At 63.8% G+C, this 25,254-nt stretch carries 24 protein-coding genes, 1 pseudogene and 1 riboswitch; of the genes and pseudogenes, 11 read left to right on the top strand and 14 right to left on the bottom strand.

Going from position 1 to position 25,254, the window contains the following annotated elements; all coding sequences use genetic code 11:
• The first annotated feature begins 105 nt into the window (after positions 1–105).
• The 4 genes from ACFJIU_RS26800 (at position 106) to ACFJIU_RS26785 (ending at position 3,174) form a co-directional block, all read left to right on the top strand.
• Positions 106–912 carry an isocitrate lyase/phosphoenolpyruvate mutase family protein gene (locus tag ACFJIU_RS26800; RefSeq protein WP_379065097.1) on the top strand — a complete coding sequence of 269 codons (807 nt, stop codon included), beginning with the start codon at positions 106–108 and terminating at the stop codon, positions 910–912.
• 109 nt (positions 913–1,021) lie between these two features.
• Positions 1,022–1,402, top strand: coding sequence for a hypothetical protein (locus tag ACFJIU_RS26795; protein ID WP_379065095.1), 381 nt, complete (start codon positions 1,022–1,024; stop codon positions 1,400–1,402).
• A gap of 178 nt (positions 1,403–1,580) precedes the next feature.
• The gene (locus ACFJIU_RS26790) at positions 1,581–2,573 is read left to right on the top strand and encodes an adenosine kinase (protein WP_379065093.1); all 993 of its coding nucleotides are present in this window, start codon (positions 1,581–1,583) and stop codon (positions 2,571–2,573) included.
• A gap of 22 nt (positions 2,574–2,595) precedes the next feature.
• Entirely contained in the window at positions 2,596–3,174 is a 579-nt protein-coding gene (locus ACFJIU_RS26785; protein WP_379065091.1) for a histidine phosphatase family protein, read from the top strand.
• 82 nt (positions 3,175–3,256) lie between these two features.
• On the opposite strand, the gene ACFJIU_RS26780 is transcribed toward ACFJIU_RS26785, so the two are convergent.
• Positions 3,257–4,186, bottom strand: coding sequence for a LysR family transcriptional regulator (locus ACFJIU_RS26780; RefSeq protein WP_379073234.1), 930 nt, complete (start codon positions 4,184–4,186; stop codon positions 3,257–3,259).
• A gap of 151 nt (positions 4,187–4,337) precedes the next feature.
• Here ACFJIU_RS26780 and ACFJIU_RS26775 point away from each other — a divergent pair, with 151 nt between their 5' ends.
• On the top strand, positions 4,338–5,870 hold the full coding sequence (locus tag ACFJIU_RS26775; protein ID WP_379073233.1) for an MFS transporter: 1,533 nt from the start codon (positions 4,338–4,340) through the stop codon (positions 5,868–5,870).
• A 15-nt stretch (positions 5,871–5,885) separates the two neighbouring features.
• On the opposite strand, the gene ACFJIU_RS26770 is transcribed toward ACFJIU_RS26775, so the two are convergent.
• On the bottom strand, positions 5,886–6,359 hold the full coding sequence (locus tag ACFJIU_RS26770; protein ID WP_379065088.1) for a hypothetical protein: 474 nt from the start codon (positions 6,357–6,359) through the stop codon (positions 5,886–5,888).
• Positions 6,360–6,387: 28 nt separating this feature from the next.
• Positions 6,388–8,674, bottom strand: a pseudogene (locus tag ACFJIU_RS26765) (NADP-dependent malic enzyme).
• Positions 8,675–8,804: 130 nt separating this feature from the next.
• On the opposite strand from ACFJIU_RS26765, the gene mutS reads away from it, so the two are divergent.
• Positions 8,805–11,543: a DNA mismatch repair protein MutS gene (gene mutS / locus ACFJIU_RS26760; protein ID WP_379065086.1), complete on the top strand. Its 2,739-nt coding sequence runs from the start codon at positions 8,805–8,807 to the stop codon at positions 11,541–11,543.
• Between the two features lie 225 nt (positions 11,544–11,768).
• Positions 11,769–12,107 carry a protamine-2 (modular protein) gene (locus ACFJIU_RS26755; RefSeq protein ID WP_379065084.1) on the top strand — a complete coding sequence of 113 codons (339 nt, stop codon included), beginning with the start codon at positions 11,769–11,771 and terminating at the stop codon, positions 12,105–12,107.
• 54 nt (positions 12,108–12,161) lie between these two features.
• Here ACFJIU_RS26755 and ACFJIU_RS26750 read toward each other — a convergent pair whose 3' ends face one another.
• The 9 genes from ACFJIU_RS26750 to ACFJIU_RS26710 form a co-directional block, all read right to left on the bottom strand.
• Positions 12,162–14,015, bottom strand: a complete 1,854-nt coding sequence (locus ACFJIU_RS26750) for an EAL domain-containing protein (RefSeq protein WP_379073232.1) — start codon at positions 14,013–14,015, stop codon at positions 12,162–12,164.
• Between the two features lie 30 nt (positions 14,016–14,045).
• Positions 14,046–14,219, bottom strand: coding sequence for a hypothetical protein (locus tag ACFJIU_RS26745; protein ID WP_379065082.1), 174 nt, complete (start codon positions 14,217–14,219; stop codon positions 14,046–14,048).
• A gap of 177 nt (positions 14,220–14,396) precedes the next feature.
• A complete protein-coding gene (locus tag ACFJIU_RS26740) occupies positions 14,397–14,750 on the bottom strand; it encodes a hypothetical protein (RefSeq protein WP_379065080.1) in 354 nt (117 codons plus the stop codon).
• Positions 14,747–15,544 (bottom strand): DUF899 domain-containing protein, encoded by a 798-nt coding sequence (locus ACFJIU_RS26735; RefSeq protein ID WP_379065078.1) that lies wholly within the window; start codon positions 15,542–15,544, stop codon positions 14,747–14,749. The genes ACFJIU_RS26740 and ACFJIU_RS26735 overlap by 4 nt, the downstream gene beginning before the upstream one ends.
• A 151-nt stretch (positions 15,545–15,695) precedes the next feature.
• Positions 15,696–16,709, bottom strand: a complete 1,014-nt coding sequence (locus tag ACFJIU_RS26730; protein WP_379065076.1) for a FecCD family ABC transporter permease — start codon at positions 16,707–16,709, stop codon at positions 15,696–15,698.
• A gap of 2 nt (positions 16,710–16,711) precedes the next feature.
• Positions 16,712–17,659 (bottom strand): ABC transporter substrate-binding protein, encoded by a 948-nt coding sequence (locus ACFJIU_RS26725; protein ID WP_379065074.1) that lies wholly within the window; start codon positions 17,657–17,659, stop codon positions 16,712–16,714.
• A gap of 23 nt (positions 17,660–17,682) precedes the next feature.
• Positions 17,683–18,555 (bottom strand): ABC transporter ATP-binding protein, encoded by an 873-nt coding sequence (locus ACFJIU_RS26720; RefSeq protein WP_379065072.1) that lies wholly within the window; start codon positions 18,553–18,555, stop codon positions 17,683–17,685.
• Positions 18,556–18,639: 84 nt separating this feature from the next.
• A riboswitch (cobalamin riboswitch) is annotated at positions 18,640–18,846 on the bottom strand.
• Between the two features lie 146 nt (positions 18,847–18,992).
• Positions 18,993–20,210, bottom strand: a complete 1,218-nt coding sequence (zigA, locus tag ACFJIU_RS26715) for a zinc metallochaperone GTPase ZigA (RefSeq protein ID WP_379065070.1) — start codon at positions 20,208–20,210, stop codon at positions 18,993–18,995.
• Between the two features lie 227 nt (positions 20,211–20,437).
• Positions 20,438–21,040, bottom strand: a complete 603-nt coding sequence (locus ACFJIU_RS26710; RefSeq protein WP_379065068.1) for an NAD(P)H-dependent oxidoreductase — start codon at positions 21,038–21,040, stop codon at positions 20,438–20,440.
• Positions 21,041–21,117: 77 nt separating this feature from the next.
• Here ACFJIU_RS26710 and ACFJIU_RS26705 point away from each other — a divergent pair, with 77 nt between their 5' ends.
• Positions 21,118–21,729, top strand: coding sequence for a TetR/AcrR family transcriptional regulator (locus ACFJIU_RS26705; RefSeq protein WP_379065066.1), 612 nt, complete (start codon positions 21,118–21,120; stop codon positions 21,727–21,729).
• 132 nt (positions 21,730–21,861) lie between these two features.
• Positions 21,862–22,602: an SDR family oxidoreductase gene (locus tag ACFJIU_RS26700; RefSeq protein WP_379065064.1), complete on the top strand. Its 741-nt coding sequence runs from the start codon at positions 21,862–21,864 to the stop codon at positions 22,600–22,602.
• Here the strand turns inward: ACFJIU_RS26700 and ACFJIU_RS26695 are convergent.
• Both ACFJIU_RS26695 and ACFJIU_RS26690 read right to left on the bottom strand, forming a co-directional pair.
• Positions 22,556–23,476, bottom strand: a complete 921-nt coding sequence (locus tag ACFJIU_RS26695) for a LysR family transcriptional regulator (protein ID WP_379065062.1) — start codon at positions 23,474–23,476, stop codon at positions 22,556–22,558. The two genes, ACFJIU_RS26700 and ACFJIU_RS26695, sit on opposite strands and share 47 nt — an antisense overlap.
• Positions 23,477–23,495: 19 nt before the next feature.
• Positions 23,496–23,819, bottom strand: a complete 324-nt coding sequence (locus ACFJIU_RS26690) for a hypothetical protein (RefSeq protein ID WP_379065060.1) — start codon at positions 23,817–23,819, stop codon at positions 23,496–23,498.
• A 297-nt stretch (positions 23,820–24,116) separates the two neighbouring features.
• On the opposite strand from ACFJIU_RS26690, the gene ACFJIU_RS26685 reads away from it, so the two are divergent.
• A complete protein-coding gene (locus ACFJIU_RS26685) occupies positions 24,117–24,581 on the top strand; it encodes a DUF1348 family protein (protein WP_379065058.1) in 465 nt (154 codons plus the stop codon).
• A 95-nt stretch (positions 24,582–24,676) separates the two neighbouring features.
• Positions 24,677–25,243, top strand: a complete 567-nt coding sequence (locus tag ACFJIU_RS26680) for a TetR/AcrR family transcriptional regulator (protein WP_379065056.1) — start codon at positions 24,677–24,679, stop codon at positions 25,241–25,243.
• Positions 25,244–25,254: the final 11 nt, after the last annotated feature.

The raw sequence follows: 25,254 nt of genomic DNA, 5'->3' as shown, positions 1-25,254 counted from the left end.
TTGCTGCGTTTAGGCGGTCTCGGTAGTCTTCCGCTCCTGAAATTCGCCACAGCCGTCTTTTAGATCGAAGGCTGTGGCCGGCGCGTCTTTAGCGGAGAGACTTCGATGGACAAGGGCAAGATTTTCCGAGACCTGCACGCAGAAACCTTTGTCATCCCCAACCCGTGGGATGTTGGTTCGGCCAAACTGCTTGCTTCGCTGGGCTTCAAGGCGCTGGCCACGACCAGTGCCGGCTACGCCTTCGCGCGCGGCCTGCCGGACGGTGCGATCGGCTTCGAGGAGATGATCCAGCATTGCCGCGAGATCGTGGCCGCCACCGGCCTGCCTGTCTCGGCCGATCTGGAAAAGGGCAAGGGCGACAGCGCCGAAAGCGCTGGCGAGACCATCTTTGCCGCCGAGGCCGCGGGGCTGGCAGGGTGCTCGATCGAGGACCATACCGGCGATGCCGACAACCCGATCTACGATTTCACCCAGGCCGTGGAACGTGTCGCCGCGGCGGCGGAAGCCGCCCGAGCCCTGAAGCACGATTTCGTCTTCACGGCGCGCGCCGAGAATTTCCTGCACGGCCGTCCCGATCTCGACGACACCATCCGCCGCCTGCAGGCCTACCAGAAGGCAGGTGCCGACGTGCTTTATGCGCCCGGTCTCTCCGATATCGCTTCGGTGCGTGCGGTCTGCCAGGCGCTCGAGAAACCGGTCAATGTGCTGTCGACCGCGGATTTCACGGTGCCGGCCCTGGCTGGAGCCGGCGCCAGGCGCATTTCCGTCGGTTCGCAGCTCGCCTGTACGGCTTTCAGCGCTCTTGAACGGGCTGGTCGCGAGATGCTGGATGTCGGGTCCTTCACCTTCAACCGGGCCAACAGCATGACCTACAGGAAGATGACCGAACTGTTTTCGTCAGATCAAGGATGAGTACGACGACACGAGATCGCATGCCCGAACATTGCGGAGGTCTGCGGCCGCGCCTATTATAAGGCCGCGCTATCGTCGACGACGCGCCTGGCCGAGGGTTCCTGCTGCGATGAATGTTGCGATACGTGCCGTGTTGATCGCCGCCGCGCTGTCGGTCGGCTTCGGCCCCGCGGCGCTCGCCGACGAGAAGGGCGAGTTTGCCGTGCTGGTCGAGGCGCTGCACAACGAGATCGCCGGCTGCTGGATGCCGCCGGATATGAAAGGCACGAAGCCGGCGCCGATCATCGTCAAGGTCCGCCTCAAGCGCGACGGCTCCCTGGCCGCCAAGCCGACGGTTGAAAATCCGCCCAAGGCCAAGGAAGCCAAGCTGCTCGCAGCCAGCGCCGTGCGCGCTGTCGAGCGCTGCGCGCCTTTCCGCAGCATGAAGCGCACGCGCATTCCTTACGAGCGCTGGCGCGAACTGAAACTCAACTTCGCGCCGATGTTCTGAGCGGCATTGCTGCCGCGCCCATTCAAAGCAATGGCTTGCAAAAAATCGGCATTCCGCTAGACCCGCGCCCGGCCGGCGTGGCAGAAAGCCGGGGTTTTGGGCTACCAGAGCGCCGCGTGTCCGAAAGGACGTGCAAAGATCGCTCTGGAATATTGATTTATGCCGCGCGGAGACCTGAATGCCGGATTACGACGTTCTGTGCATTGGCAATGCCATTGTCGACATCATCGCCCAGTGCGACGAAGCTTTCCTCGCCGACAACGGCATCATCAAGGGCGCGATGAACCTGATCGACGCCGAGCGTGCCGAACTTCTTTATCGTCGCATGGGTCCCGCACTGGAAGCCTCCGGCGGCAGCGCTGGCAACACGGCCGCGGGTATCGCCAGCTTCGGCGGCCGTTCCGCCTATTTCGGCAAGGTCTCCAGAGACCATCTCGGCGAGATTTTCACCCACGACATCCAGGCCCAGGGCGTTGCGTTCGATACAAAGCCGCTGATCGGCACGCCACCGACGGCGCGCTCGATGATCTTCGTCACGCCGGACGGCGAGCGCTCGATGAACACCTATCTCGGCGCCTGCGTCGAGCTTGGCCCCGAGGATGTCGAGGCCGACAAGGCGGCCGGTGCGGCCGTGACCTATTTCGAAGGTTATCTGTGGGATCCGCCCCGCGCCAAGGAAGCCATCCGGCTGACCGCGCAGCATGCGCACGCCGCCGGCCGCCAGGTATCGATGTCGCTGTCGGATAGTTTCTGCGTCGACCGCTACCGTGGCGAATTCCTCGACCTGATGCGTTCGCGCACGGTCGACATCATTTTTGCCAACAGCCACGAGATCAAGTCGCTCTACCAGACCTCGTCCTTCGATGAGGCGCTGGCGCAAATCCGCAAGGATTGCCGCATCGCCGCCGTGACACGGTCGGAAAAGGGTTCCGTCATCGTCAATGGCGACGATACCTTCGTCATCGAGGCCACCAAAATCAGCGAACTGGTCGATACCACGGGCGCCGGCGACCTCTATGCGGCGGGTTTCCTGCATGGCTACACCAAAGGCCGCGATCTCAAGACCTGCGGTGACCTCGGTTCGCTGGCCGCGGGCCTTGTCATCCAGCAGATCGGGCCGCGCCCGCGTCAGAACCTCAAGCTCGAAGCCGAACAGGCAGGGCTGGGCTAGCCCAGCCAACAAGGATCAGGTCATGGCCGGCCCCTACCCCGAGATCACCCTGGTGCGGCATGGCGAGACCGAATGGAGCGCCACCGGCAAGCACACCGGTCGCAGCGACATTCCACTGACTGTCAAAGGCGAAGACGCTGCGCGCAGACTCGTCGAGCGGCTGCAGGACAGAACCTTCAGCGCGATCTGGTCAAGTCCGTCCTCACGCGCCCGCCGCACGGCGGAACTGGCCGGTTTCGCCACGGCGGAAATCAGGCCCGACCTCGCCGAATGGGATTACGGCGCCTATGAGGGCCTGAAAACCAAGGAAATCCTGGTCGACCGCCCGGGCTGGAGCCTGTTTCGCGACGGCTGCCCGGATGGCGAGAGTGTTATGCAGGCCGGTGCCCGCGCCGATCGCATCGTGGCAGCGTTGCGCAAAGTGGGCGGCAATGTGCTGTTGTTCTCGTCGTCGCATTTCCTGCGCACGCTCACCGCTCGCTGGCTCGGCCTGCCGGCATCGCAAGGGGCGCTGTTCGTGCTCGATACGGCCAGTGTCTCCGTTCTTGGCTACGAACACGACATGAGCGAGCCGGTGGTGCGCCGCTGGAACCAGACCTGATCTGTCGCGAGACGGTTTTGCATCCGGAATTGCGTAGACAAGAGCCGGAACTTTTCCGCGTTTGCGAGGAAGCGGAAACCTTCTAGGAAGCTGCCGGCTCCGGTCGGGCAAGCGTCTCGCAGCGGTCGGCGAACAGCCTTTCCGACAGGAAATCCACGAACACCCTGACTTTCGGCGACAATTGCCGGTTGGATGGCCAGAGCAACCGAAACTGGCCAGGTGCATCGAGATAGCGGTCCAGCAGTGTCACCAGTTCGCCCTTCGCGAGCGGCCCGCGCACCAGGAAATCCGGCATGCAGCCGATGCCGAGCCCGGCCAGTGTGGCGCCGCGCAGCGCTTCCATATTGTTGCAGGTCAGCACGATCTTCGGGCGTGGTTCAGCTTCGCCGGCCGGCAGGACGAGCGGCCAGTCATAAAGCTTGCCGCTGTTGGGGAAGCGGAAGCGGACCGAGAGATGGCGGTCGAGATCGCGCGGGCAGGCCGGCGTGCCGTGGCGTTCCAGATAGGAAGGCGAAGCGCACAGCAATTGCTGGAAAGGCCGGAGCGAGCGCGTCATCAGCCTGGAATCCGGCAGGTCGCCGCTGCGCAGCGCGACATCGACGCTTTCGTCGATCAGGTCGACAATGCGGTCGTTGAAATCGAGATCGAGCTCGACCTCCGGATAACGCGAGGCAAACTCCGGCAGCACCGGCAGGAAAAGGTGGTAACTCACCACCGGCGCGCTCACCCTCAGGCGTCCGCGCGGTGTTTCGATGGCTTCGGCCAGCATGGCCTGGGCATCGTCGAGGTCGTCCAGGACGCGCCGGCAGCGCTCATGGAACAGACGGCCCTCCTCGGTCAGCCTCAGGCTGCGCGTCGAGCGCTGCAGCAGACGAACTCCGAGCTGCTCCTCCAGCTTTGTCACCGCCTTGCCGACCGCCGAGGGTGACAGCCGCAGCACCCGCCCGGCGGCAACGAAACTGCCGAGATCGGCGGTGCGCACGAAGGCGGCAAGCCCGCTCAGCCGGTCCAGCGATCGATCCATTCGAGCGTTTTTCTCCATTATATCTGGAGTACGAGCCCCATTCTGCTCTGATTGATGCAAATCTATCATGAACGGGTCTTTCAACAAGCCCGTTGGCTGGTTCGCGCAGGCGACCGCTGCGGAAACCTCCGTGGACATCATGGCAAATTCGAAGAAGGCCCCGGGCGCGGCCGAAAAAGCGCTTGTTCTCGTCGCGGTGTGCCTGGCGGCACTTTCGATGCCGCTCACCTTCACCGGGCCCGCCGTGGCGCTTCCGGCCATCGGCCGAGCACTCGGCGGCAGCCCGATCGCGCTAAACTGGGTGACCAACGCCTTCATGCTGACCTTCGGTTCCTCGCTGATGGCGGCCGGTGCATTGGCCGACGCCTATGGCCGCAAGCGCATGTTCCTGACCGGCGTGGCTGCGTTCGGCCTGTTTTCGACACTCGCCTCGGTGTCGCCCTCCATCCTCTGGCTCGATCTTGCCCGGGCCGCGCAAGGCCTGGCGGCAGCACTCGCCTTCGCCGGCGGCGCGGCGGCCCTGGCGCAGGAATTTGAAGGTCCAGGACGCATGCGCGCCTTTTCCCTGCTCGGCACCTCCTTCGGCATCGGCCTTTCCTTCGGCCCGATTACCTCGGGCCTCCTGATCGACGCCTTCGGCTGGCCCTCGATCTTCCTGCCGGTCGTCGTCGCGGCAGCGCTTTCTTTCGGGATCGCTGCCCGTTTCATGCGCGAAAGTCGTGATCCCGCCGCAACCGGGCTCGACTGGCCGGGTGCGACAAGCTTCACCGCCGCGCTTGCTCTGCTCACCTACGGCTTCCTCAAGGCACCGGAGGCCGGCTGGAGCGATCCGGCGGTGGTCGGCCTGCTGGTCGGCGCGGTGCTGTTCTTCGCCATGTTCGGCATCATCGAGCGCAAGGTGAGACGGCCGATGCTGGACCTTTCGCTGTTTCGCTACCCACGTTTCGTCGGCGTGCAGCTGCTGGCCGCGGCACCCGCCTATGCCTTCGTCGTGCTGCTGGTCCTGCTCCCGATCCGCTTCGTCGGCGTCGAAGGCATGGGGGAAATTGCCGCCGGCCGCCTGATGATTGCGCTGTCGGCCCCATTGCTGGTTCTGCCGCTGGTCGCCGGATGGCTCACGCGCTGGCTGCCGGCTTCCGTGCTGTGCGCCACCGGCCTTGTCATCTCCGCCGTCGGTCTGTTCTGGTTGTCCGGCGTGCCGGCCGGCGCACCAGCCGTTACACTGGTCCTGCCCATGCTCACCATCGGTGTCGGCATCAGCCTGCCCTGGGGCCTCATGGACGGTCTCGCCGTTTCGGTGGTGCCGACCGAACGCGCCGGAATGGCTACCGGCATCTTCAACACGACGCGTGTCGCCGGCGAAGGCCTGGCGCTGGCGGTGGTCAGCGCAGTGCTGTCGGCGCTGACGGCCGGCCACCTTGCCAGCGCAGGACTTGGCCAGCCCGGAGAGCGCGTTGCCGCGGCGCAGCGGCTTGTCACCGGTGATCTCGCGGCGGCGCAGGTGTTGCTGCCGACAAGCGGCCATGACCAGCTGCTGGCGCAATACGGCCTCGCCTTCTCCAGCCTGCTGGTCGTGCTCACCGTCATCACGATCGTCACGGCGGTCGTGGTGTTCCTGTTCATGGGGCGAAAGACGGGAGAAGCGGCCGTGGCCGAAGTTGTCGAGGCCTGAGGACGGATAAAAGGATTAGCCCGCCGTCCATCCTTTATCGCGCAGCGCCGCTCCCACCACGCGGCGCTGGTCGAGCTTGAGATAAAGCAGCTCGACATCGTCGTGGTCGCGCACGGTGAGATGTTTGCCCTGGATCATGGCCGTGCGTACCTGCGAGCGGGCGAAGCGGTGGCGCTTGTCACCCTGCTGCACGATCAGCTCGGTGGCCGAAACGGTTACCGTCGGTTCGTCATGCACGATCAGAAAACCGGCGCCGATGCCGAGCAGGCCGCCGATGATGGCGAGCGCCCAAGACGACAGTTTCTGGCCAATCGACAACACAAGATTGAGCGGCTCTTCCCATGGCACCCAAGGCAGTTGCAGCAGCCAGCCGGCGAGATCCGGCAGGAAAGCCACGAACGAACTGCCACCGATCACCGTCGCCACGAAGACAGAGATCTGGTCGGTGCGTTTCATCTCGATGACGATGGGATCGTCGTTCATGGCCATGGATGACACCGATGCGAGGTGAGAGGCCTCAAGTCCCCGCCGAATACGCCGCAATCGCGGCCATGTTGACGATGTCGCTGTCCTTGGCGTTGAGGCCGACGATCTGCACCGGCTTGTTGAGACCGACCAGCAGCGGGCCGATGACGGTCGAGCCGCCCAGCTCCTGCAGCATCTTGGTCGAGATCGAGGCCGAGTGGAACGCCGGCATGACGAGCACGTTGGCCGGCCCGGTCAGCCGGCAGAACGGATACTGCGCCATCACGCGCGGGTTGAGCGCGACGTCGGCGGCCATCTCGCCGTCATATTCGAAATCGACCCGGCGCTTGTCGAGGATACGCACCGCTTCCTGCACGCGTTCGGAACGTTCGCCCTGCGGGTGGCCGAAGGTGGAATAGGCCAGCATCGCCACGCGCGGCTCATAGCCCATGCGGCGGGCGAAACTGGCCGCCTCCTCGGCGATGTCGGCGATCTGCTCGGCATTCGGCATGTCGTGCACGGCGGTGTCGGCCACCAGCACGGTGCGTCCTCTCGCCAGCACGATCGACACGCCGATGACGCGATGGCCGGGCTTGGCGTCGATGACGCGGCGCACATCGTCGAGCGCCGTCGAATAGTTGCGCGTCACACCCGTGACAATGCCGTCGGCATCGCCCAGCGCCACCATGCAGGCGGCGAAATGGTTGCGGTCGTTGTTGATCAGCCGCTGGCAGTCGCGGAACAGATAACCTTTGCGCTGCATGCGCTCGTAGAGGAAGTCGGCATAGATGGCGTTCTTGCGCGACAGCCGGGCGTTGATGATCTCCAGGCCCGGCTTGTCCAGCTCGATGCCGGCATGGCGGGCATTTTCCTTGATGATGTCGTCGCGGCCGAGGAGAATGGCGGTGCCGAGCTTCTGGTTCACATAGGCGACCGCGGCGCGCATCACCTGTTCCTCTTCACCTTCGGCGAAGACGATGCGCTTGGGCTGGCGCCGCACGCGGTCATAGATGCGCTGCAGCGTCGAGGCGATCGGATCGCGGCGGGCCGACAGTTCATGCTCATAGCGGTCGAGGTCGAGGATGGGCTTGCGGGCCACGCCGCTTTCCATTGCCGCCTTCGCCACCGCGATCGGGATCGCCGAGATCAGGCGCGGATCGAACGGCACCGGAATGATGTAGTTGGGACCGAATTTCGGCCGGTTGCCCTGATAGGCAGCGGCGACATCGTCGGGCACATCCTTGCGGGCAAGCTCGGCCAGGGCCTCGGGCGGCGGCCACCTTCATGGCATCGTTGATGGTGGTGGCGCGCACGTCCAGCGCGCCGCGGAAGATGTAGGGAAAGCCCAGCACATTGTTGACCTGGTTCGGATAGTCCGAACGGCCGGTGGCCATGATGGCGTCGGTGCGGATCTCGGCCACTTCCTCGGGCGTGATCTCCGGGTCCGGATTGGCCATAGCGAAAATGATCGGGTTCTTGGCCATGGATTGGATCATGGCATTGGTGAAGGCGCCCCGTGCGGAAAGGCCGAACACCACATCGGCACCGTCAAGCGCATCGGCCAGCGAGCGCGCATCGGTCTTGACCGCATGCGCCGACTTCCACTGGTTCATGCCTTCGGTGCGGCCCTGGTAGACGACGCCCTTGGTGTCGCACAGGATGACGTTTTCCGGCGAAAAGCCCATCGATTTGACCAGCTCGATACAGGCGATGCCGGCAGCGCCGGCGCCGTTGCAGACGAGCTTCGTCGTCTTCATGTCGCGGCCGGTGATCGCCAATGCGTTGATCAGGCCGGCAGCGGCAATGATGGCGGTGCCGTGCTGGTCGTCATGGAAGACCGGGATGTCCATCAGTTCGCGCAGGCGCTGCTCGATGATGAAGCATTCCGGCGCCTTGATGTCCTCCAGGTTGATGCCGCCGAAGGACGGCCCAAGGAACCTGACGCAGTTGATGAACTCGTCGGCGTCTTCGGTGGCCACTTCGAGGTCGATGGAATCGACGTCGGCGAAGCGCTTGAACAGCACCGACTTGCCTTCCATCACCGGCTTGGAGGCGAGTGCGCCGAGATTGCCGAGGCCGAGAATGGCGGTGCCGTTGGAAATGACGGCGACCATGTTGCCGCGGGTTGTGTAGTCGAAGGCGCGCGACGGGTCTTCGGCGATTGCCTTCACCGGCACCGCGACACCCGGCGAATAAGCGAGGCTGAGGTCGCGCTGCGTGGCCATCGGCTTGGTCGGCACGATCTCCAGCTTGCCCGGCCGTCCCATGGCATGGAATTCCAGCGCCTCCTCGGCGCTCACCGAAGGGCCTTGTCCGTCCTGTCCATTTCTGCGGGCCATGCTTTTGTTTCTTCCCCTTCGGCGTGCCTGAGGCGCACTCAATTTCTTTGTGGAGCGTTCGGGATTAAGGCTACACTTCAGGTGAGTAAAGCGCCAAGCAATTGCCTTCGGATTTTTTGGAAACAGTTTCTTGAACGACGAAACCCCCATCGCCACGCAAGACAGCGCGCCGCTGGCAAGCGATGCCGCGCCAGTGCCTTCCACGGCCGGCGCCACGCCGATGATGGAGCAGTATCTTGAGATCAAGGCGGCGAATGCGGATTCGCTGCTGTTCTATCGCATGGGCGATTTCTACGAGCTGTTCTTCGAAGACGCCGAGAAGGCAAGCCAGGCGCTGGGCATCGTGCTCACCAAGCGCGGCAGGCACCAGGGTACCGAGATCCCGATGTGCGGCGTGCCGGTGCATGCCGCCGACGACTACCTGCAGAAGCTGATCGGACTTGGTTTCCGCGTCGCCGTATGCGAGCAGATCGAGGACCCCGCAGAGGCCAAGAAACGCGGCTCGAAATCGGTGGTCAAGCGCGACGTCGTCCGTCTTGTCACGCCGGGCACTATCACCGAAGACAAGTTGCTGGCGCCGTCGGAATCGAGCTTCCTGATGACGCTGGGCCGGATCAAGGGCGGCGCCGAGCAGAGCTTCGCGCTGGCCTGGATCGAGATTTCCACCGGCGTTTTCCGCGTTGCCGAGACCAATGCCGAGCGCCTGCTGGCCGACATCTTCCGTGTCGACCCGCGCGAGCTGATCGTCGCCGAACCTGTGTTCTATGATCCGGAGCTGAAGCCCGTTTTCGATGTGCTCGGCCGCGTCGCCAGCCCGCAACCGGCCAGCCTGTTCGATTCCGCCTCGGCCACGGCGCGCATCGCCCGTTTCTTCAATGTGGCGACGCCGGATGCCTTCGGTACGTTCAGCCGCGCCGAGCTTTCCGCCATCTCCGGCGCAATCGCCTATGTCGAGAAGACGCAGAAGGCCGAACGCCCGCCATTGTCGCGGCCTGAGCGCGAGGAAAACGGCGCGACGCTGTTCATCGATCCGGCGACGCGCGCCAACCTGGAATTGCTGCGAACCCTGTCCGGCAGCCGCGAAGGCTCACTGTTCAAGGCCATCGACCGCACCGTCACCGGTGGCGGTGCGCGGTTGCTGGCCGACCGGCTGATGGCGCCGCTCACCGACGCCGCCGCCATCGGCGCCAGGCTGGATTCCGTTTCCTTCTTCCGCGACGAGACACGTCTCGCCGAAGCGTTGCGGCTGGCGCTCAAGGGTGTCGCCGACATGCCGCGCGCCTTGTCGCGACTGGCGCTGAACCGCGGCGGCCCGCGCGACCTCGGTGCGCTGCGCGCCGGCTTCCTCGCCGCCGGCGACATCGCGCAGATCTTTGCGCGCGTCGCACCGCCCGCGGAACTGGCGACAGCCCTTGCTGCCATCCACGCCTTGCCGAAGCCGCTCGCCGACCATCTCGCCGGAGCGCTTGCCGACGAATTGCCGCTGCTGAAGCGCGACGGCGGCTTCCTGCGCAGCGGTTACGACGCCGAGCTCGACGAGATGCGTGCGCTGCGTGACGAGACGCGCAAGGTCATCGCCGGAATGGAGCGCGACCTGATCGAAGAGACCGGCATCCGCTCGCTGAAGATCCGGCACAACAATGTGCTCGGCTATTACATCGAGGTGACGGTCAACCATCAGGCGATCATGACGGGCACCGATGAAGCCAAGGCACGCTTCATCCACCGCCAGACCATGGCCAATGCCATGCGCTTCACCACGACGGAACTGGCGGGGCTGGAGACCAGGATCGCCAACGCCGCCGACCGAGCTCTGGCCATCGAGCTCGCCGCCTTCGATCGTCTGCTTGCCGAAGTGGTCGCCGAGGCGGATGCCATCCGTGCCGGGGCCGACGCGCTGGCGGTGCTCGATGTGTCGGCCGCGCTCGCTGCCCTGTCGGTGAGCGAGAACTGGTGCCGGCCGCAGGTCGATGCTTCGCTCGCCTTCGAAATTGTCGGTGGCCGCCATCCGGTGGTGGAACAGGCGCTGCGCCGTACCGGAGAAGGCCCGTTCGTCGCCAATGATTGCGACCTCTCTCCCGAAGGCGATGCCAGGAATGGCGCCATCTGGTTGCTGACCGGCCCGAACATGGGCGGTAAGTCGACCTTCCTGCGCCAGAACGCACTGATCGCCATACTGGCCCAGACCGGTTCCTTCGTGCCGGCGGCAAGCGCCCATATCGGCGTGGTCGATCGCCTGTTTTCCCGTGTCGGCGCGTCCGACGATCTCGCACGTGGTCGCTCGACCTTCATGGTCGAGATGGTCGAAACCGCAGCCATTCTCAATCAGGCCGGGGAGCGCGCGCTGGTCATCCTCGACGAGATCGGCCGCGGTACCGCCACCTTCGACGGTCTCTCGATCGCCTGGGCTGCCGTCGAGTATCTGCACGAGAAGAACCGCTGCCGCTCGATCTTCGCCACGCATTTCCATGAAATGACGGCGCTGAGCAACAAGCTTGGCCGGCTGCACAACGTCACGATGCGGGTCAAGGAGTGGGAGGGCGACGTCGTTTTCCTGCACGAGGTCGGCAAGGGTGCGGCCGACCGCAGCTATGGCGTGCAGGTGGCGCGGCTTGCCGGCTTGCCGGAAGCGGTGGTGGCGCGCGCCAAGCAGGTGCTGCACCAGCTGGAGGAAGGCGAGACCTCGGGCAAGGCCGACCGGCTGGTCGACGACCTGCCGCTGTTTTCGGTGGCGGTGAAGCGCGAAGCCCCCAAATCTGCCAAGACCGATGCGCTCGGCGAGGCACTGGCCGCCATCAGCCCTGACGAGATGACGCCACGCGAGGCGCTGGAAGCGATCTATCGGCTGAAAGGGCTGATGGATCGCTGAGGGCTAAGGAGGCTGCGGTCGAGCTACGCCTTCAAACCGGGCTTTTTCCATCGCAATGACGCCATCATGCGCGTCGGCCCATCGCGGGGCGATCACACAGGCGCATTTGCACGATGTCGGCTCCAGCGGCGCGAAGTCGATCGCTGGACCATCAAAAAGCATTCAGGAACAAATCAGATATCGCTATGTTGTCCGCTGTGCGGGGAGCGCAGATCGGAGGAACCAATGGATCGACGGTTATTTCTGACGGGAATACTCGGCGTTGCAGGTGCCGCAGTCGTCATGACGGCAATACGTCCGGGCCAGGCGGTGGCAGGTGTGCCCACGACTGGCGGCGGCATATTGGATGAACTGGAAAAGTCCGACGCGGAGATGACCGTGCTCGATGACGGTGCCGAGGCCAATGTCGAGCTGATCGATCACCGTCCCTGGCATCGTCGCCCGAGGCATCACCGGCCTCCGGGCCGGCCCCGCTGGCGCCGTGTCTGCCGTCGCGTTTACCGTCGTGGCCGCTGGCATGTTCGGTGCTGGCGTGAGCGCGTCTGGGTCAGGCGCTGGGCCTGATGGAGCGATGAAACCCCGGCCATGGCCGGGGTTTTCTGCGCGGGATAACTGTTCTCATCCGGTCGAGATAGCCAGATCGTCGCCGAGATTCACGATGGCCTGGCGCTCTGCGGAAGTCGGCAAGATGTTCTCCCTCGGTCCCGGACGCCCGAGGTAGTAGCCCTGTGCTTCATGGCAGCCTTCGATGCGCAGGATCTGCAACTGGGCGGCAGTCTCAACACCCTCGGCCAGAACCGGAATCCCGAGGCTCTGTCCCAATGCAAGAACGGAGCGGACGATGGCCATGGCATGGGTGTTCCGCTCCATCTCCCGCGTGAAGGACCCATCCAGCTTGATCTTGTCGAAGGGAAAGCTGCGCAGCGTATCGAATGACGAATAGCCGATGCCGAAGTCGTCGATCGACACCTTCACGCCCAATGCCTTGATCTGACGCAGGATGTGCAGGGCCCGGCTCTTGTCGGCAATGAAGGTTGATTCGGTGATTTCCAACTCCAGCCGGGACGGCGACAATCCTGTCTCGACGAGGATGTCGCGTATCAGGCCTGCAAGATCGTTATGGACGAACTGGACAGGCGAAAGATTGACGGCGATCTTGTGGGGTCTGGACAACCGGCCTGCTTCTGCGCAGGCCGTCCGCAAGACCCATTCGCCGATCGCGAGGATGAGGCCGGTTTCCTCGGCGATGGGGATGAAAACCGAAGGTGAGATCGGTCCTCTCGTGGGATGTCTCCAGCGCAGCAGCGCTTCATAGCCAAGTACATCGCCGGACTGGACGGATTTCTGCACCTGGTAATGGAGCTCAAGCTGGCCGAGTTCAAGGGCGTGGCTGAGTTCCGACGCAAGGGCATGATGCTCGCGCGCTGCCTTGTCCATCTGCGGTTCATAGAAGCATATGGCGCGGGTGATGTCGGCTTTTGCGCGATACATGGCAAGATCGGCATTGCTGATGAGCACCTGCCGGTCGTGGCCGTCGTCGGGAAACAAGGCGACGCCCAGGCTCGCCCCCGCCGCCAGGTCGACATTGCCGATATGAAGCGGCTCCGAAAAGACCTGTTCGAGACGCTTCAGGAAATCGTCGAGTTGCTGGCGCTCGATGAAAAGCTTGACGCACATGAACTCGTCGCCACCGATGCGCGCGGCAAATTCGTCGTTCTGGAGAAGATCGCCAAGACGATGGCCGATCGTTGCCAGCGTGGCATCGCCGGCCTGGTGTCCGCGCAGATCGTTGATCTCCTTGAAGCGATCGAGATCGATGCCGATGATGGCGACTTTTGCGATCGTATAGCGTGCCCGCTCCATTTCCTGATCCAGGTGCTCGATGGCACTGGTCCGGTTGGGCAGTCCGGTAAGGGAATCGGTCATCGCCAGCTTCTGCAGGCGATCGAATGCTTCCTGCGAGGTCTGCTCGTCGATGAGATAGCTGATGACGCCGGCTCCCAGGACCAGCATGCCTACGCCGACGACGGCAAAGGCGGCCAGGGTCGATGAGGTGGTGCTGTCGGCCGCCGTGGAGAACGGCGTCACCGAGATGGCGGCCATTCCGGTGAAATGCAGGGATGCCACGGCGAGGACAAACAAACCAACCGGCAGATACCGGGTCTCGCCCAGCCATGGTTTGATTGCCTGCCTGAGGGAAACGCCGGCAAACAGAACCGACAGCGCCACCGAGGCGAGCACGTAGTCCAGATTCCAGTCGATCAGCCCGTCGACGCGGTAGGCCATCATGCCGCTGTAGTGCATCGCCGCGATCGCGATACCGACGACACCGCCGCCGACCTCGGCGGCTAGGGGAAAGCGGAAGCTGATCGAGAGCCAGAAACCATAGGCACAGCCGGCAACCGCGATCAGCAGCGAGACCATCGTAAAGGCCGGGTCGAAGGTGACCGGAGCTTCATGCTCATAGGCGATGACGGCGATGAAATGCGTGCACCAGATCGATCAGCCGGCGGCCTGCGCCGCAAGGAAGATCCAGCCGGCCCGCTGCCAGCCGTCACGCGCCTCGGCCTGTCGGAAAAGCCTGAACGTCACCCAGCTGCCGGCAATGCAGACAAACACGGCAAGCAGCACGAGCCACGGGTTATGCTCCGTGACCAAGCATGAGACGACACGCATCAACGCCCCCGGCGCCATTCTGTCAGGTCGATCGTCGCTCGGATTGTTGCGGATCCAGGCTAACGACCGTCGGCGCCAAGACGTTGCCAAGCAATCGCTAATATTCTGATAGCATCGATGGTTAAATACGATCGGCTCCGGGCGAAGGGACAAGTCAACGCCGCGATGCCCCTGTCCTTAGCGCGTTGCCGAGCGATCCGCCCGAACCAGCTTCAGCCAAGGTGCGAGATGGAAGGCGCTCATCAGCAGATACATCAGCACCATACCGCCGAGCGGCATGCCCATGGCGGATGAGCAGAGCGTCTCGGCTGGCCCAGCCATGATCGCGGTCAGCAAGGCCATGGCGGCGAAAGTCGGCGCTGCGGCCAGCACCAGCCAATCCGATGCTGTCATTGTGGGTGCGTTGTCGAGCGCAGCGCTGTCGGTTGCCGCCTGCGCTGCGGCATTCACGACGGGCTTGTCGACAGTGCTGGTACTGGTCCGACGAGGATTCTCCTCGTCGGACCAGATGGAGCAGCAGGAGCGGCTCATGATTTCGCACTCGTTGGTTTGGCGCGCATCGCTTCTTCGCCGGCGTCGGAAATCGCGACCCATCCCTTGTCCGGCTCGGCTTCGGTGACGTAGCTGTCGTTCCAGTTCCACCATTTATAGGTCGGGGTCTGCGGATAGCCCTCGGGCGAATCCTCCCAGACTTCCTGGCGGCCGAGCGGCGTGATGTCGAGATAGTTCCAGGTGCCGCCCATCTGTTCGTCGGCACGGTCGGCGATGAAGTAGGTGCGGAAGATGCGATCGCCGTCGCGCAGGAAGACGTTGTGACCATGCCATTCGTCCACGCCGAAATCGACGTCGAAGCTGTCGACGATGGTGACCCAGGGAATACGGTCCCAGCCCATCCGGACCTTCACACGCTGGATGTCCGCCTGCGGTGCGCGCGAAGCAAAGACCAGCGTGGTGTCACGGGCATTGAGATGCGAGACATGGGCGACCTGGTCGGCCACCATCGAGCAACCCCGGCAGGCATGGTCAGGCCAGCCATACACGCCGGGCTCGAAGAAGGCGCGGTAAAGGATCAGCTGACGACGGCCGGCGAAAAGGTCATGCAGGCTTGCCTTGCCGTTCGGGGTCTCGAAGACGTAGTCCTTGGTCACTTCCACCCACGGCATGCGGCGCCGCTCTGCGGCCAGTGCATCGCGTGCGTGCGTGTGGGCTTTTTCCTTCACCAGCAGTTGCTGGCGCGCCTGCTCCCACGCCTCATGATCAACCACCGGCGGCCTGTGCAGGGCGGCCAGGATCTCGTCTCGTTTGTTTTCGGCGGATGCGGTCATTGTTCTGAACCTCCTTGTCAGGGCGATGCCGTGCCTCGAGGTCGAAGCGTCGTTGCTCGACACTCGGTGCTGGTGCCAGTCTGCCTTCGGAGGCCGAACAGTGTGAGTAACAAGTGTGGCGCTATTCCGGAGCGATGGAATGGCCGGTTGCTCAGAACCGCTTGCGCAGCAGGGTGGCAACCACGAACAGGGCGCCGATCGAGCTGGTGATGATGCCGATCGGCAATTCCTGCGGCGGCAGCAGCGTGCGCGCCAGCAGGTCGCTGGCAAGCAGGAGCACCGCGCCGAAGACGGCGCAGGCGATGGCCAGTCGCAGATGCAGCGGGCCGGCGAAGCGGCGCGCGACATGCGGGATCATCAATCCGACGAAGCCGATGACGCCGGCAACGGAAACCAGGATCGCCGTCGACAGCGCTGCGGCGAGGAATGTCAGTGTCCGGAAGCGCGTTACCGGAACGCCAAGACTTTCGGCGGTGGTTTCGCCGGCCAGGAAGGCGTCGAGCCAGCGATGATAACGTAGCGCGAAGCAGAGAATGACGGCTGCCCCGGCAATCGCCAGGCCGATATTGCCCCAGCGGGCGAGGCCCAGTCCGCCCATGGTCCAGAACAGCACCGAATGGGCGGCGCGCTGGTCGCCGGCGAAGACCAGATAGTTGGTCAGCGCCGTGAACAGGAAGGACACGGCGAGACCGGCAAGGATCAGCCGCTCCGGCCCTTGGCCGCGGATTCGATTGACGAGCAGCAACACGACGAAGGCTGTCAGGATACCGCCGGCGAAAGCGGCGATCGGAAGCGTCCACACGCCAAGGCGGTCGCCAAAGACCGTGATGACCGAAACAGCACCCGCCGCGGCACCCGAGGACAGGCCGAACAGGAATGGATCGGCCAGGTCGTTGCGCGTCACCGTCTGCAGAAGTGCGCCGACCACGGCGAGACCGGCGCCGACGCAGACGGCGAGGATGGCGCGCGGTAGCCTGAGGTCGACGATGATCTTCTCCACCGGCGCGGTCACGCGGCCGGCGTCCAGGCCGACGGAACGGGCGAGCGCTGCAATGACATCGCCCAGTGGAATGACGGTCGAGCCATAGGCGATGGATAGCAGCGCCAGCGCGATGACCAGCGCCAGACCTGTGCCGATGGCCACGCCGTATGCTCGGCTTGGCACGTTCAGAAGGCCTCCGGGTGCATTGCCTTGGCGATCTTGTCGATGGCCTCGATGTTGGCCGGGCCGGGCGTCAGTTCCGCGTAGCGCAGTGCAACGAAACGCTCGTTCTTGACGGCGTCCGTCTCCTTCATCGCCGGGTGCGTCTTCAGGAAGTTCAGCAGTTTCCGGTAGCCGGCGTCGTCCTGGTAGTCGAGCAACACCAGGAATTCCGGGTTCCGGGTGGCGACGGTTTCCCAATCGGTGTTGCCCCAGTTGGTCGGCAGGTCGTCCATGATGTTCCTGCCGCCGGCAGCTTCGATCATCGCCGTGGGGATCGCGAATTTGCCGGCGGTGAAGGGTTTGTCCTCGCCGGAATCGTAGAGGAATACACGTGTGCCGCCGCGAGCGCCGACCTTGGCGGTGATGCCGGCAAGCCTTTCCTTCCATCCGGCAACCAGCGTGTTGGCCTCGCCTTCCTTGCCGAAGATCTTGCCGAGCTTCTCGACGTCGCCGAACAGCAGATCCATCGAGGCCGCCGGCCGGTTCTTGTCGAGGTGGACGCAGCTTTCGCTGAGCACCAGCGTCTTGATCCCGTGCGGCGCCAGCGTGTCGGGCGTCACGTCGCCGCCGGGCTTCATGCCGTAATACCAGCCGGCAAAGAAGAAGTCCGGCTCCACCGCCAGGAGATTCTCCAGCGTCGGATATTTGGGCGCGAGTTCCGGGATCGAACCCTGCGCCTTCTTGAAGGCGTCATCGACCTTGTACCAGCCGGTGATGCCGGTCAGGCCGACGATCTCGGGTTGCAGACCCAGCGCAAAGGCCATTTCCGACATGTTGAGATCGTTGATCACCGCGCGCTGCGGCGCGGCGTCGAAGGTCAGCGGAATGCCGCAGCTGTCTACAGTAACCGGGAAGGCAAAGGCGGTCGACGAGAGAAGCGTGGCGGCGAGGCAAAAAGCGAGGCGTTTCATGGCGGCTCCGTGGATGGGGCGGTTCATCGGGAAAGGCGTATCGGCACGTCGAAGACCGTCAGCTCGCGATCCTGTTCGTCCGGATGAGGCAGTCTGAGCACGTCGATGCCAAAGACCTCGCGCACCAGCTCTGCAGTCAGGGTCTCGCGCGGCGTGCCGAGCGCGACGAGGCGCGCCTTGCTCATCACGGCGACATGGGTGGCGAAGGGGGCAACCAGCGGCAGATCGTGCAGCACCGTGACGACAGCGATGCCCAGCCTGGCGACGAACTCGAGCAATTCGCCGCGGGCGCGCGGGTCGAGATGGTTTGTCGGCTCGTCAAGGAACAGCACGTGCGGCTGCTGTGCGATCGCCCGCGCCAGCTGCGCGCGCTGGCGCTCGCCACCGGAAAGCGAGCCCATGCGGCGATCGCGCAGGGCGAGCAGGCCGGTACGTTCCAGCGCGTCGATCACGACGTTGCGGTCGTCGCTGCGGCGACGAAGCCCGGCATGCGGGATACGGCCGAGCCCGACATAGTCGTGGACCGCAAGCTGGGCATCCGGCTGATCCGACTGGCCGACCACGGCGATGCGTCGCGCTCGTTCCGCCATCGGCAGTCGGTCGAGCGGTTCGCCATCGAGGCTCACCAGGCCGCTGACAGGTCTGAGCATGCCGCACAGCATGCGCATCAGCGTCGTCTTGCCGGCGCCGTTTGGACCAATGATGGCGAGCCTTTCGCCGGCGCGCATGTCGAGGCAGACGTCCTCGACGAGGGTGATGCCCTTTTCCGGCCGATAGCTAAGGTCGCGCGCCTGCAGGATAACCGCGCGCGCGCAAGCACCTTCATCGGCGCGCTGCAGTGCGTGGTCGGGAAAATGCGTCGCGCCATCACGCTGAAAAACGGCAAAACCTTCCAACTGATCCCTCATTGATCAGGTGCGGAAGGATGGCCAGAACGACGGCAGGGCCGCCCTTGTAGCGTCCTCCCGGCACACCCCGTCCGGTCAACTCACTGTGATGGCAGGTCTCCTGGCTCGCGGATCGTTGCGCGGTCCTGCCTTCCCGGCACTTTGGCCAGTGGCGTTCTCGGACTTTGCTACCGCTTACAGTTGCGGGGGCAGCCACGGTCTTGGCCCTTGCGGACGTCACCGTATTCCCTTTTCACCCCGGACCTTTCGATTCGAGGCACCATCGTCGCGGACCCTATTGTGACCGCCGCCGCCTGGCAATGGCGATTCTTGGCTGGGACCTGTGGTAGCGTGCCGCTCTGCCGGCGGAATGTAGCGGGCGCGCCGCGGATGACAGTCACAATTCTGGTGGCGTCCCTTGAACAGGGAAATCAGGGATTTGATGATCATGCTGCCTGTTCGCTCCAGCTCGGAAACGGGTCCGGCAGGTCGCGCCACAGCTGCGGCGCGAAGACGGGCTCGTCCACCAGGCAGGCATCGAGCTCGGCGCGGATGCGGCTTTCGTCCATCGGGTCGCAGCCGATGAAGACCAGTTCCTGGCGGCGGTCGCCCCACATTGGATCGAAATAGGGTTTCATGGCTTCCTGCCATGACGGACTATCGGGCCAGCGGTTGCGGGGAACCGCTGACCACCAGAGCCCGCGCCTGCCGGTCCGCACCAGGACGCCGGCCTGGCTCAATTCCCCGACATGATTGGGGCGTGTCGCCAGCCAGAAGAAACCCTTGGCGCGCACCACACCTGGCCACGGCCTGCTGATGAAGGCCTGCAACCTGACGGGATCGAATGGACGGCGCTCGCGGTAGACGAAGGAACGGATGCCGTATTCCTCGGTTTCGGGGATGTGGTCCCTGAACCCGTTCAGCTCCTTGAACCAGAGCGGGTGCTGCTCAGCCTTGTCAAAATCGAAACGGCCGGTATCGAGCACCTTTGCGAGCGGCACGCGGCTGAAATCCGTCTCGACGAGCTCGGCCTGCGGGTTGAGCGAGCGGATGATCTTGCGGGCCAGGTCGAGGTCCTTTGCCGAGGTGTCGGAAACCTTGTTGAGCACGATCACATCGGCAAATTCGATCTGCTCGACCAGAAGATCGACGAGCACTCGTTCATCCGAAGCGCCGAGTGCCTCGCCGCGGTCGCGCAGGAAATCCGACGAGGAATAGTCTCGCAGCAGGTTCGCGGCATCGACGACCGTCACCATGGTGTCGAGACGCGACACGTCGGCAAGGCTGTTGCCCGCGTCGTCGCGGAACTCGAAGGTCGAAGCGACGGGCAGAGGTTCCGAAATGCCGGTCGACTCGATCAGCAGGTAGTCGAACCTGTCTTGTTCGGCGAGCCGTCGCACTTCTGCCAGGAGATCGTCGCGCAAGGTGCAGCAGATGCAGCCATTGGTCATCTCGACCAGCTGTTCGTCGGTCCGAGAGAGATTTGCGCCACCGTCGCGTACCAGCGCGGCGTCGATGTTCACCTCGCTCATGTCGTTGACGATGACGGCAACCCGGCGTCCGTCGCGATTGTGCAGGATGTGATTGAGAAGTGTGGTCTTGCCGGCGCCGAGGAACCCGGAAAGGACGGTTACGGGAAGACGCCTTCGATTGTGCGTGGGCATGACTGCTTTCCAGAAGCTGCGGTGAGGCGGAACCCTGAGGGGGCGCCCGTGGTGAGGAGTGACCAAATTCGTGGGAAGGCCACTGAGGTATTGTTACGTTGTAACATAACAAAGCCGAAAGGCAAGCAGCATGCGTTCGGGTGGAGAAACGGTTCCGTTCAGCAGCGGTTTCGGTCTTGGCTGCCGCATGGGAGCTTCCTCCTGGAAATCCCATGCGGCGAAGAATTCTACGCCGCCACGCGTTGCTGTTTCTGGAACAGCCGGTAGCCGATGGCATGGGCCTCGGCTGGAAGCTGTGCTTGATCCTGCGCTTCCGGGAAGAGCAGCAATTCGGATGTTACAACTTTGGCGCCGCAATAATCGAAGATGCCGTGGTCGATCTGGGTCTTCATGGCGCCGAAATAGCCATGCCTGGCATAGGTGCGCTGGCTGGCCCCGCCGATCGCGACGAGATGCACGTTCAGCCACTGCAGTTTCTTCGTCAGCCTGCCGCCCGGTGGCTCATCATAGGCCCAGCCGTTGGAAAATACGCGATCGATCCAGCCCTTCAGCAGGCCGGGCATCGACCACCAATACACGGGATAGACCAGGACCAGATCATCGGCTCGGTCGATGCGCCCCTGTTCGGCGATGACGTCGGCATCAGGGGTCGCCTGGTGCAGGTTAACGGCGATGTCGCTCTTGCCGAAACGTGGATCGAACCTTTCTGCGGCCAGATCGGCGATTTCGAAACTGTTGCCCGACGCCGCGATGCCTTCGCCGACGCGGCTGGCGATCAGATGGGTGAGCGAATTGGGGTCGGGATGCGCGACGACGACGAGCGCGTGCATGACGAAGCTCCTGGGGGGTGTTGCAGGGAAAGGATCAGGCTTATATACTTTTAGTAAATTACTTTTGGTATATAGCGATGTCAAGCGACCATTTGAAGGATCCGCCGGCGCGTCCGCGTCGCCAGCGCCTGCTGCGGGAAGAGCGGCATCGCCAGCTTCTCGATATCGCCTGGCGCATTGCGCGGGAGGAAGGCACCGAGGCGCTGACGCTCGGACGGTTGTCGGAACAGGCGGCGGTGACCAAGCCCGTGGTCTACGATCACTTCGCTACGCGCTCGGCTCTGCTGGCGGCGCTCTACCAGGAATTCGATGAGCGCCAGAACCTGGTCATCGATACGGCGCTGGCGGCAAGCGAACCGACGCTCGATGGTCGTGCCTCGGTGATCGCTTCGTCTTATGTCGATTGCGTGCTGGAGCAGGGCCGCGAAATCCCCGGCGTGGTGGCCGCCCTTGTCGGGACGCCGGAACTGGCGACGATGAAGCGTGAGCACGAGGCGGTATTCCTCGAGAAATGCCGGGCAGCTCTGGCGCCGTTTGCGCGCAGTCTCACCACGGCGCGCCTCTGCAGCATGCTGGGGGCGGCTGCCGGTCTGTCCGCTGCTGCGGCTTCGGGAGAGATCACTGCGGATGAAGCCCGCGAGGAACTTTATCAGACCATCCTGGCCATGGCGGCGCGCGGCGCCGGCTAAGTGCAATTGGTGCGGGGCTACCATCGGAGTTTCCGATGACGACATTCGTATCTTCCCGTTTCCCTTTGCGCCCGCCCGGTCAGAAAACTCCGCCTGGGCCATCCGAACGAAGGCTGGCCAAATGGAGAGCTCATGGATACGACAACTGAAAACAGGGCCGAGCGCGTCCTGATCGCCGGTGGCAGCTCCGGCATGGGTCTGGCGCTGGCGGGACTGCTTCTGTCGGAGGGAGCCGAAGTAACGATCGTCGGGCGCTCGCGGGCAAAGCTGGATGCGGCCGGCAGCGGCCTGGGCAACCCATCTTTGTTGCGCATCGCCGTCGCCGACATCGCCAGGGAAGATGACGTCAGCAGGCTTTTTACCGATATCGGCCCGCTGGACCACATCGTCTCGACTGCCGCCGACATCGGTGCCTCCTACAGGCTGTTGCCGGAGCTCGACATCGCGGAAGCGCGCAGGGTGGTCGATTCGAAATTCTTCGGACCGCTGCTGTTGGCCAAGCATGGCGCGCCGGTCTTGTCCGAGAAGGGGTCGATCACTTTCACGTCGGGCATCAATGCCTATCGTCCGGCCGCGCGCGGCTCTGTGACGGCGGCCATGAATGGCGCGCTTGCCTCGCTGGTGCGCGCGCTCGCGGTCGAACTCGGGCCTGTCCGCGTCAATGCGGTTTCACCAGGTTGGGTCGACACGCCAATCTGGCAGCACGTTGCCGGTGACGCCAAGGCGGCAACGCTCGATGCCATGGCTGCCCGCCTGCCAGTGGGTCGCATAGGCCAGCCGCAAGATATTGCCGATGCCATCCGTTTCCTGATGCGAAATGGCTTTGTCACCGGAACGGTGCTGCACGCCGAAGGCGGGCATCGCCTGGTTTGAATTGCCGGCGCGCGGCTTCCAGGAAAAGACGCACAGCCGGCCGCTTGCCGCGCCTGCTGTGCCAGATCATGGAGACCGGGACCGGTGAATTGCCGCCGGTCCATGGCAGCGCCACCATGCGCGTGTTACCGGCCTCGGCGGCAACGCGCGGGATGAGGGCGCAACCGGCGCCTTCCGCCACGAGTTTCTGGATCGCCGCGATCGAGCCGAGCTCGACGGCGATGCGCGGCCGCGCACCATTGTCCGCAAAGGCCGCTTCGAACATCTGGCGATAGACACATCCCTGTTCGGTCACCAGGAACGGCTCGTTGCGCAGGTCATCGGGACCTGCCGCGACTTGTCCTGCCAGCCGGTGGCCGGCAGGCAGCGCAACGACGAGTTCTTCTTCCGCCACCACTTCGTGTTTGAGTTCCGGCGTATCGGGCGGTTCGCCGAAAACGAAGGAAACATCAAGGGCGCCGCTCCTCACGCCGCCGCGCAGGTCACCGCTGCCGGCGCTTCTCAGATGCAGCCCAACCTCCGGATGCTCGGTGCCGAAGTATGCAAGCAGTGGAGGCAGGTAGCCTGCGCACAGCGTTTCCAGCCCACCAATCGCCAGCGTGCCCGCTATCGTGTTTGCAGCCGCTGCCACCGCTGCGCGCGCTTCGTCGGCGCGGGCCAGAAGTTCGTGGGCATGATCGAGCAGGCGCTGGCCTGCTTCGGTCAGCTTCAGCTTGCGGCCGGTGCGGTCGAAAAGCGCGGCATTCAGATCAGCCTCCAATGCCTGAATCTGTTCGCTCACGCTCGACTGGGCAAGGTGGATGTGCTCCGCGGCTCGCGTGATGTTGAGATCGGAAGCAACGGCAACGAATGTCTTCAAATGCCTGAGCTGCATGGTCTGTCCATAATGGCTATCACCGTCTCTCGAACCGTTCGCGAGCCGCGGCCTGGCAGCTGTGAAAAAGTCCGATGAAAAGCAGTTCGCGCACCGCGAGCTTCTTACGGCCCCAATAGCTGGTCGTCTTCATCGCGTCCGGGTCGGATGTTTCCGCAAGCGACGATTTCAGCATGCTGCCGGTGCAGTTGAGCACCAAGGCCTGAATGGCCGTACGCCCGCATGTCCCGGCTTCGGGTGTCATCGATGCGGCGGGAAAGGGGTGAAATGCGGCGTGAGAACCTCGCATCAGGAACGAACTCTGTTCACTGGAATAACCCGTTGCTGCAAGCAGCTTGGCCATCCTGGCCCGTTCGCCTGCCAGGGTCAGCTGACCACAGCTAGGTGTGGCATTCCCTTCCGTGACGGATATCACCGTCAGAATTCCGACAACGGCCGCTGCTATCCATTTCGGAGTGAGGCTCAGGACATTGAACATGGAACGCGTGCCTCCCTGGAATGACAGTGAGATTGCGCAAAATGCGGGACGCGTAAAGGCCGACACGCGCAAATCGGTTTCAGGGGAGTTGACGTGCTTTGTACCGATTGGTACAAAGATCTCAACCCGCCTGACAAAAGCGTGAGCCTGATGGAGATCCCGATGAGTCGTCCGCCCCTGCCGCCTTTCAATGCCGAGACCGCCGCCGAGAAGGCGCGCAAGGCCGAGGACGCCTGGAACAGCCGCGATCCCGAGAAGGTGTCGCTGGCCTATACCGAGGACAGCCTCTGGCGGAATCGCGCCGAATTCGTCAGGGGGCGGCCTGAGATCGCTGCCTTCCTTGCGCGCAAATGGGCGCGTGAGCTCGAATATCGCCTGATCAAGGAAGTCTGGACCTGGAATGAGAATCGCATCGCCGTGCGCTTCGCTTACGAGTGGCGCGACGACAGCGGTCACTGGTTCCGCTCCTACGGCAACGAAAACTGGGAATTCGACGAGGCAGGTCTGATGCGCAGGCGCGTCGCATCGATCAACGACCTGCCGATCACCGAGGCGGAGCGCAAGTTCCACTGGCCCCTTGGTCGCCGGCCCGACGATCATCCGGGTCTCAGCGATCTCGGGCTTTAGAGTGGGATTCGATCAAGATGAACCCCACTCTATCTCCTTGTTTGTCGCATGATCATTATCCGAAAAGTCTGCAACTTTTCGGGATCATGCTTTGAATGCGCAAGGGTGCGGCCGGCAGGGATGAACTGATCGCGGCGATAGCCGAAGTGTTTCGCGCGCATGGCTATGCCGGCGCCAGCCTGTCGCTGATCACTGAGGCGACAGGGCTTGGCAAGGGCAGCCTCTACAACTTCTTTCCAGGCGGCAAGGACGAGATGGCGGCGGCCGTGCTGGCGCATATCGACCGCTGGTTCGAAGACGAGGTTTTTTCGCCGTTACGAAAAGCGGATCAATCGCAGGATGGCATCAGCCGAATGCTGGCCGCGACGGACGCGTACTTCCACTCGGGCCGCCGCGTCTGCCTGGTCGGCGCCTTTGCGCTGGACGATGCACGAGATCGTTTCGCTGCCGAGATCAGATCGTATTTCGAGCGCTGGGTGGCGGACCTGGCCGGCGCGCTACGGCGAGCGGGCCGGCCGGAGGCGGAAGTCGTACGTTTGGCCGAAGAGAGCGTTGGCGGCATCCAGGGTGCGCTAACGCTGGCACGGGCTTTCGACGATCCCGCGGTGTTTTCCCGCACCATGGCGAGTATCCGCCAGCGGCTGGGCGTCGCCGGAGCCTGATCTATCCAGAT

The sequence above is a fragment of the Mesorhizobium sp. UC74_2 genome (assembly GCF_042701485.1).
In the GTDB taxonomy this organism is placed as follows: Bacteria; Pseudomonadota; Alphaproteobacteria; order Rhizobiales; family Rhizobiaceae; genus Mesorhizobium.
This window is presented reverse-complemented; position numbering and strand designations above follow the sequence as displayed.

Bases quoted from the DNA above. Each gene is read 5' to 3' on its own strand.
- ACFJIU_RS26745 (WP_379065082.1), bottom strand. From the start codon at position 14,219: ATGCGTGTCGTCTCATGCTTGGTCACGGAGCATAACCCGTGGCTCGTG.
- ACFJIU_RS26795 (WP_379065095.1), top strand. From the start codon at position 1,022: ATGAATGTTGCGATACGTGCCGTGTTGATCGCCGCCGCGCTGTCGGTC.
- ACFJIU_RS26685 (WP_379065058.1), top strand. From the start codon at position 24,117: ATGAGTCGTCCGCCCCTGCCGCCTTTCAATGCCGAGACCGCCGCCGAG.
- ACFJIU_RS26735 (WP_379065078.1), bottom strand. From the start codon at position 15,544: ATGACCGCATCCGCCGAAAACAAACGAGACGAGATCCTGGCCGCCCTG.
- ACFJIU_RS26740 (WP_379065080.1), bottom strand. From the start codon at position 14,750: ATGAGCCGCTCCTGCTGCTCCATCTGGTCCGACGAGGAGAATCCTCGT.
- ACFJIU_RS26710 (WP_379065068.1), bottom strand. From the start codon at position 21,040: ATGCACGCGCTCGTCGTCGTCGCGCATCCCGACCCCAATTCGCTCACC.
- ACFJIU_RS26695 (WP_379065062.1), bottom strand. From the start codon at position 23,476: ATGCAGCTCAGGCATTTGAAGACATTCGTTGCCGTTGCTTCCGATCTC.
- ACFJIU_RS26705 (WP_379065066.1), top strand. From the start codon at position 21,118: ATGTCAAGCGACCATTTGAAGGATCCGCCGGCGCGTCCGCGTCGCCAG.
- ACFJIU_RS26800 (WP_379065097.1), top strand. From the start codon at position 106: ATGGACAAGGGCAAGATTTTCCGAGACCTGCACGCAGAAACCTTTGTC.
- ACFJIU_RS26725 (WP_379065074.1), bottom strand. From the start codon at position 17,659: ATGAAACGCCTCGCTTTTTGCCTCGCCGCCACGCTTCTCTCGTCGACC.
- ACFJIU_RS26790 (WP_379065093.1), top strand. From the start codon at position 1,581: ATGCCGGATTACGACGTTCTGTGCATTGGCAATGCCATTGTCGACATC.
- ACFJIU_RS26680 (WP_379065056.1), top strand. From the start codon at position 24,677: ATGCGCAAGGGTGCGGCCGGCAGGGATGAACTGATCGCGGCGATAGCC.
- ACFJIU_RS26785 (WP_379065091.1), top strand. From the start codon at position 2,596: ATGGCCGGCCCCTACCCCGAGATCACCCTGGTGCGGCATGGCGAGACC.
- ACFJIU_RS26690 (WP_379065060.1), bottom strand. From the start codon at position 23,819: ATGGCCAAGCTGCTTGCAGCAACGGGTTATTCCAGTGAACAGAGTTCG.
- ACFJIU_RS26755 (WP_379065084.1), top strand. From the start codon at position 11,769: ATGGATCGACGGTTATTTCTGACGGGAATACTCGGCGTTGCAGGTGCC.
- ACFJIU_RS26770 (WP_379065088.1), bottom strand. From the start codon at position 6,359: ATGGCCATGAACGACGATCCCATCGTCATCGAGATGAAACGCACCGAC.
- zigA (WP_379065070.1), bottom strand. From the start codon at position 20,210: ATGCCCACGCACAATCGAAGGCGTCTTCCCGTAACCGTCCTTTCCGGG.
- ACFJIU_RS26700 (WP_379065064.1), top strand. From the start codon at position 21,862: ATGGATACGACAACTGAAAACAGGGCCGAGCGCGTCCTGATCGCCGGT.
- ACFJIU_RS26775 (WP_379073233.1), top strand. From the start codon at position 4,338: ATGGCAAATTCGAAGAAGGCCCCGGGCGCGGCCGAAAAAGCGCTTGTT.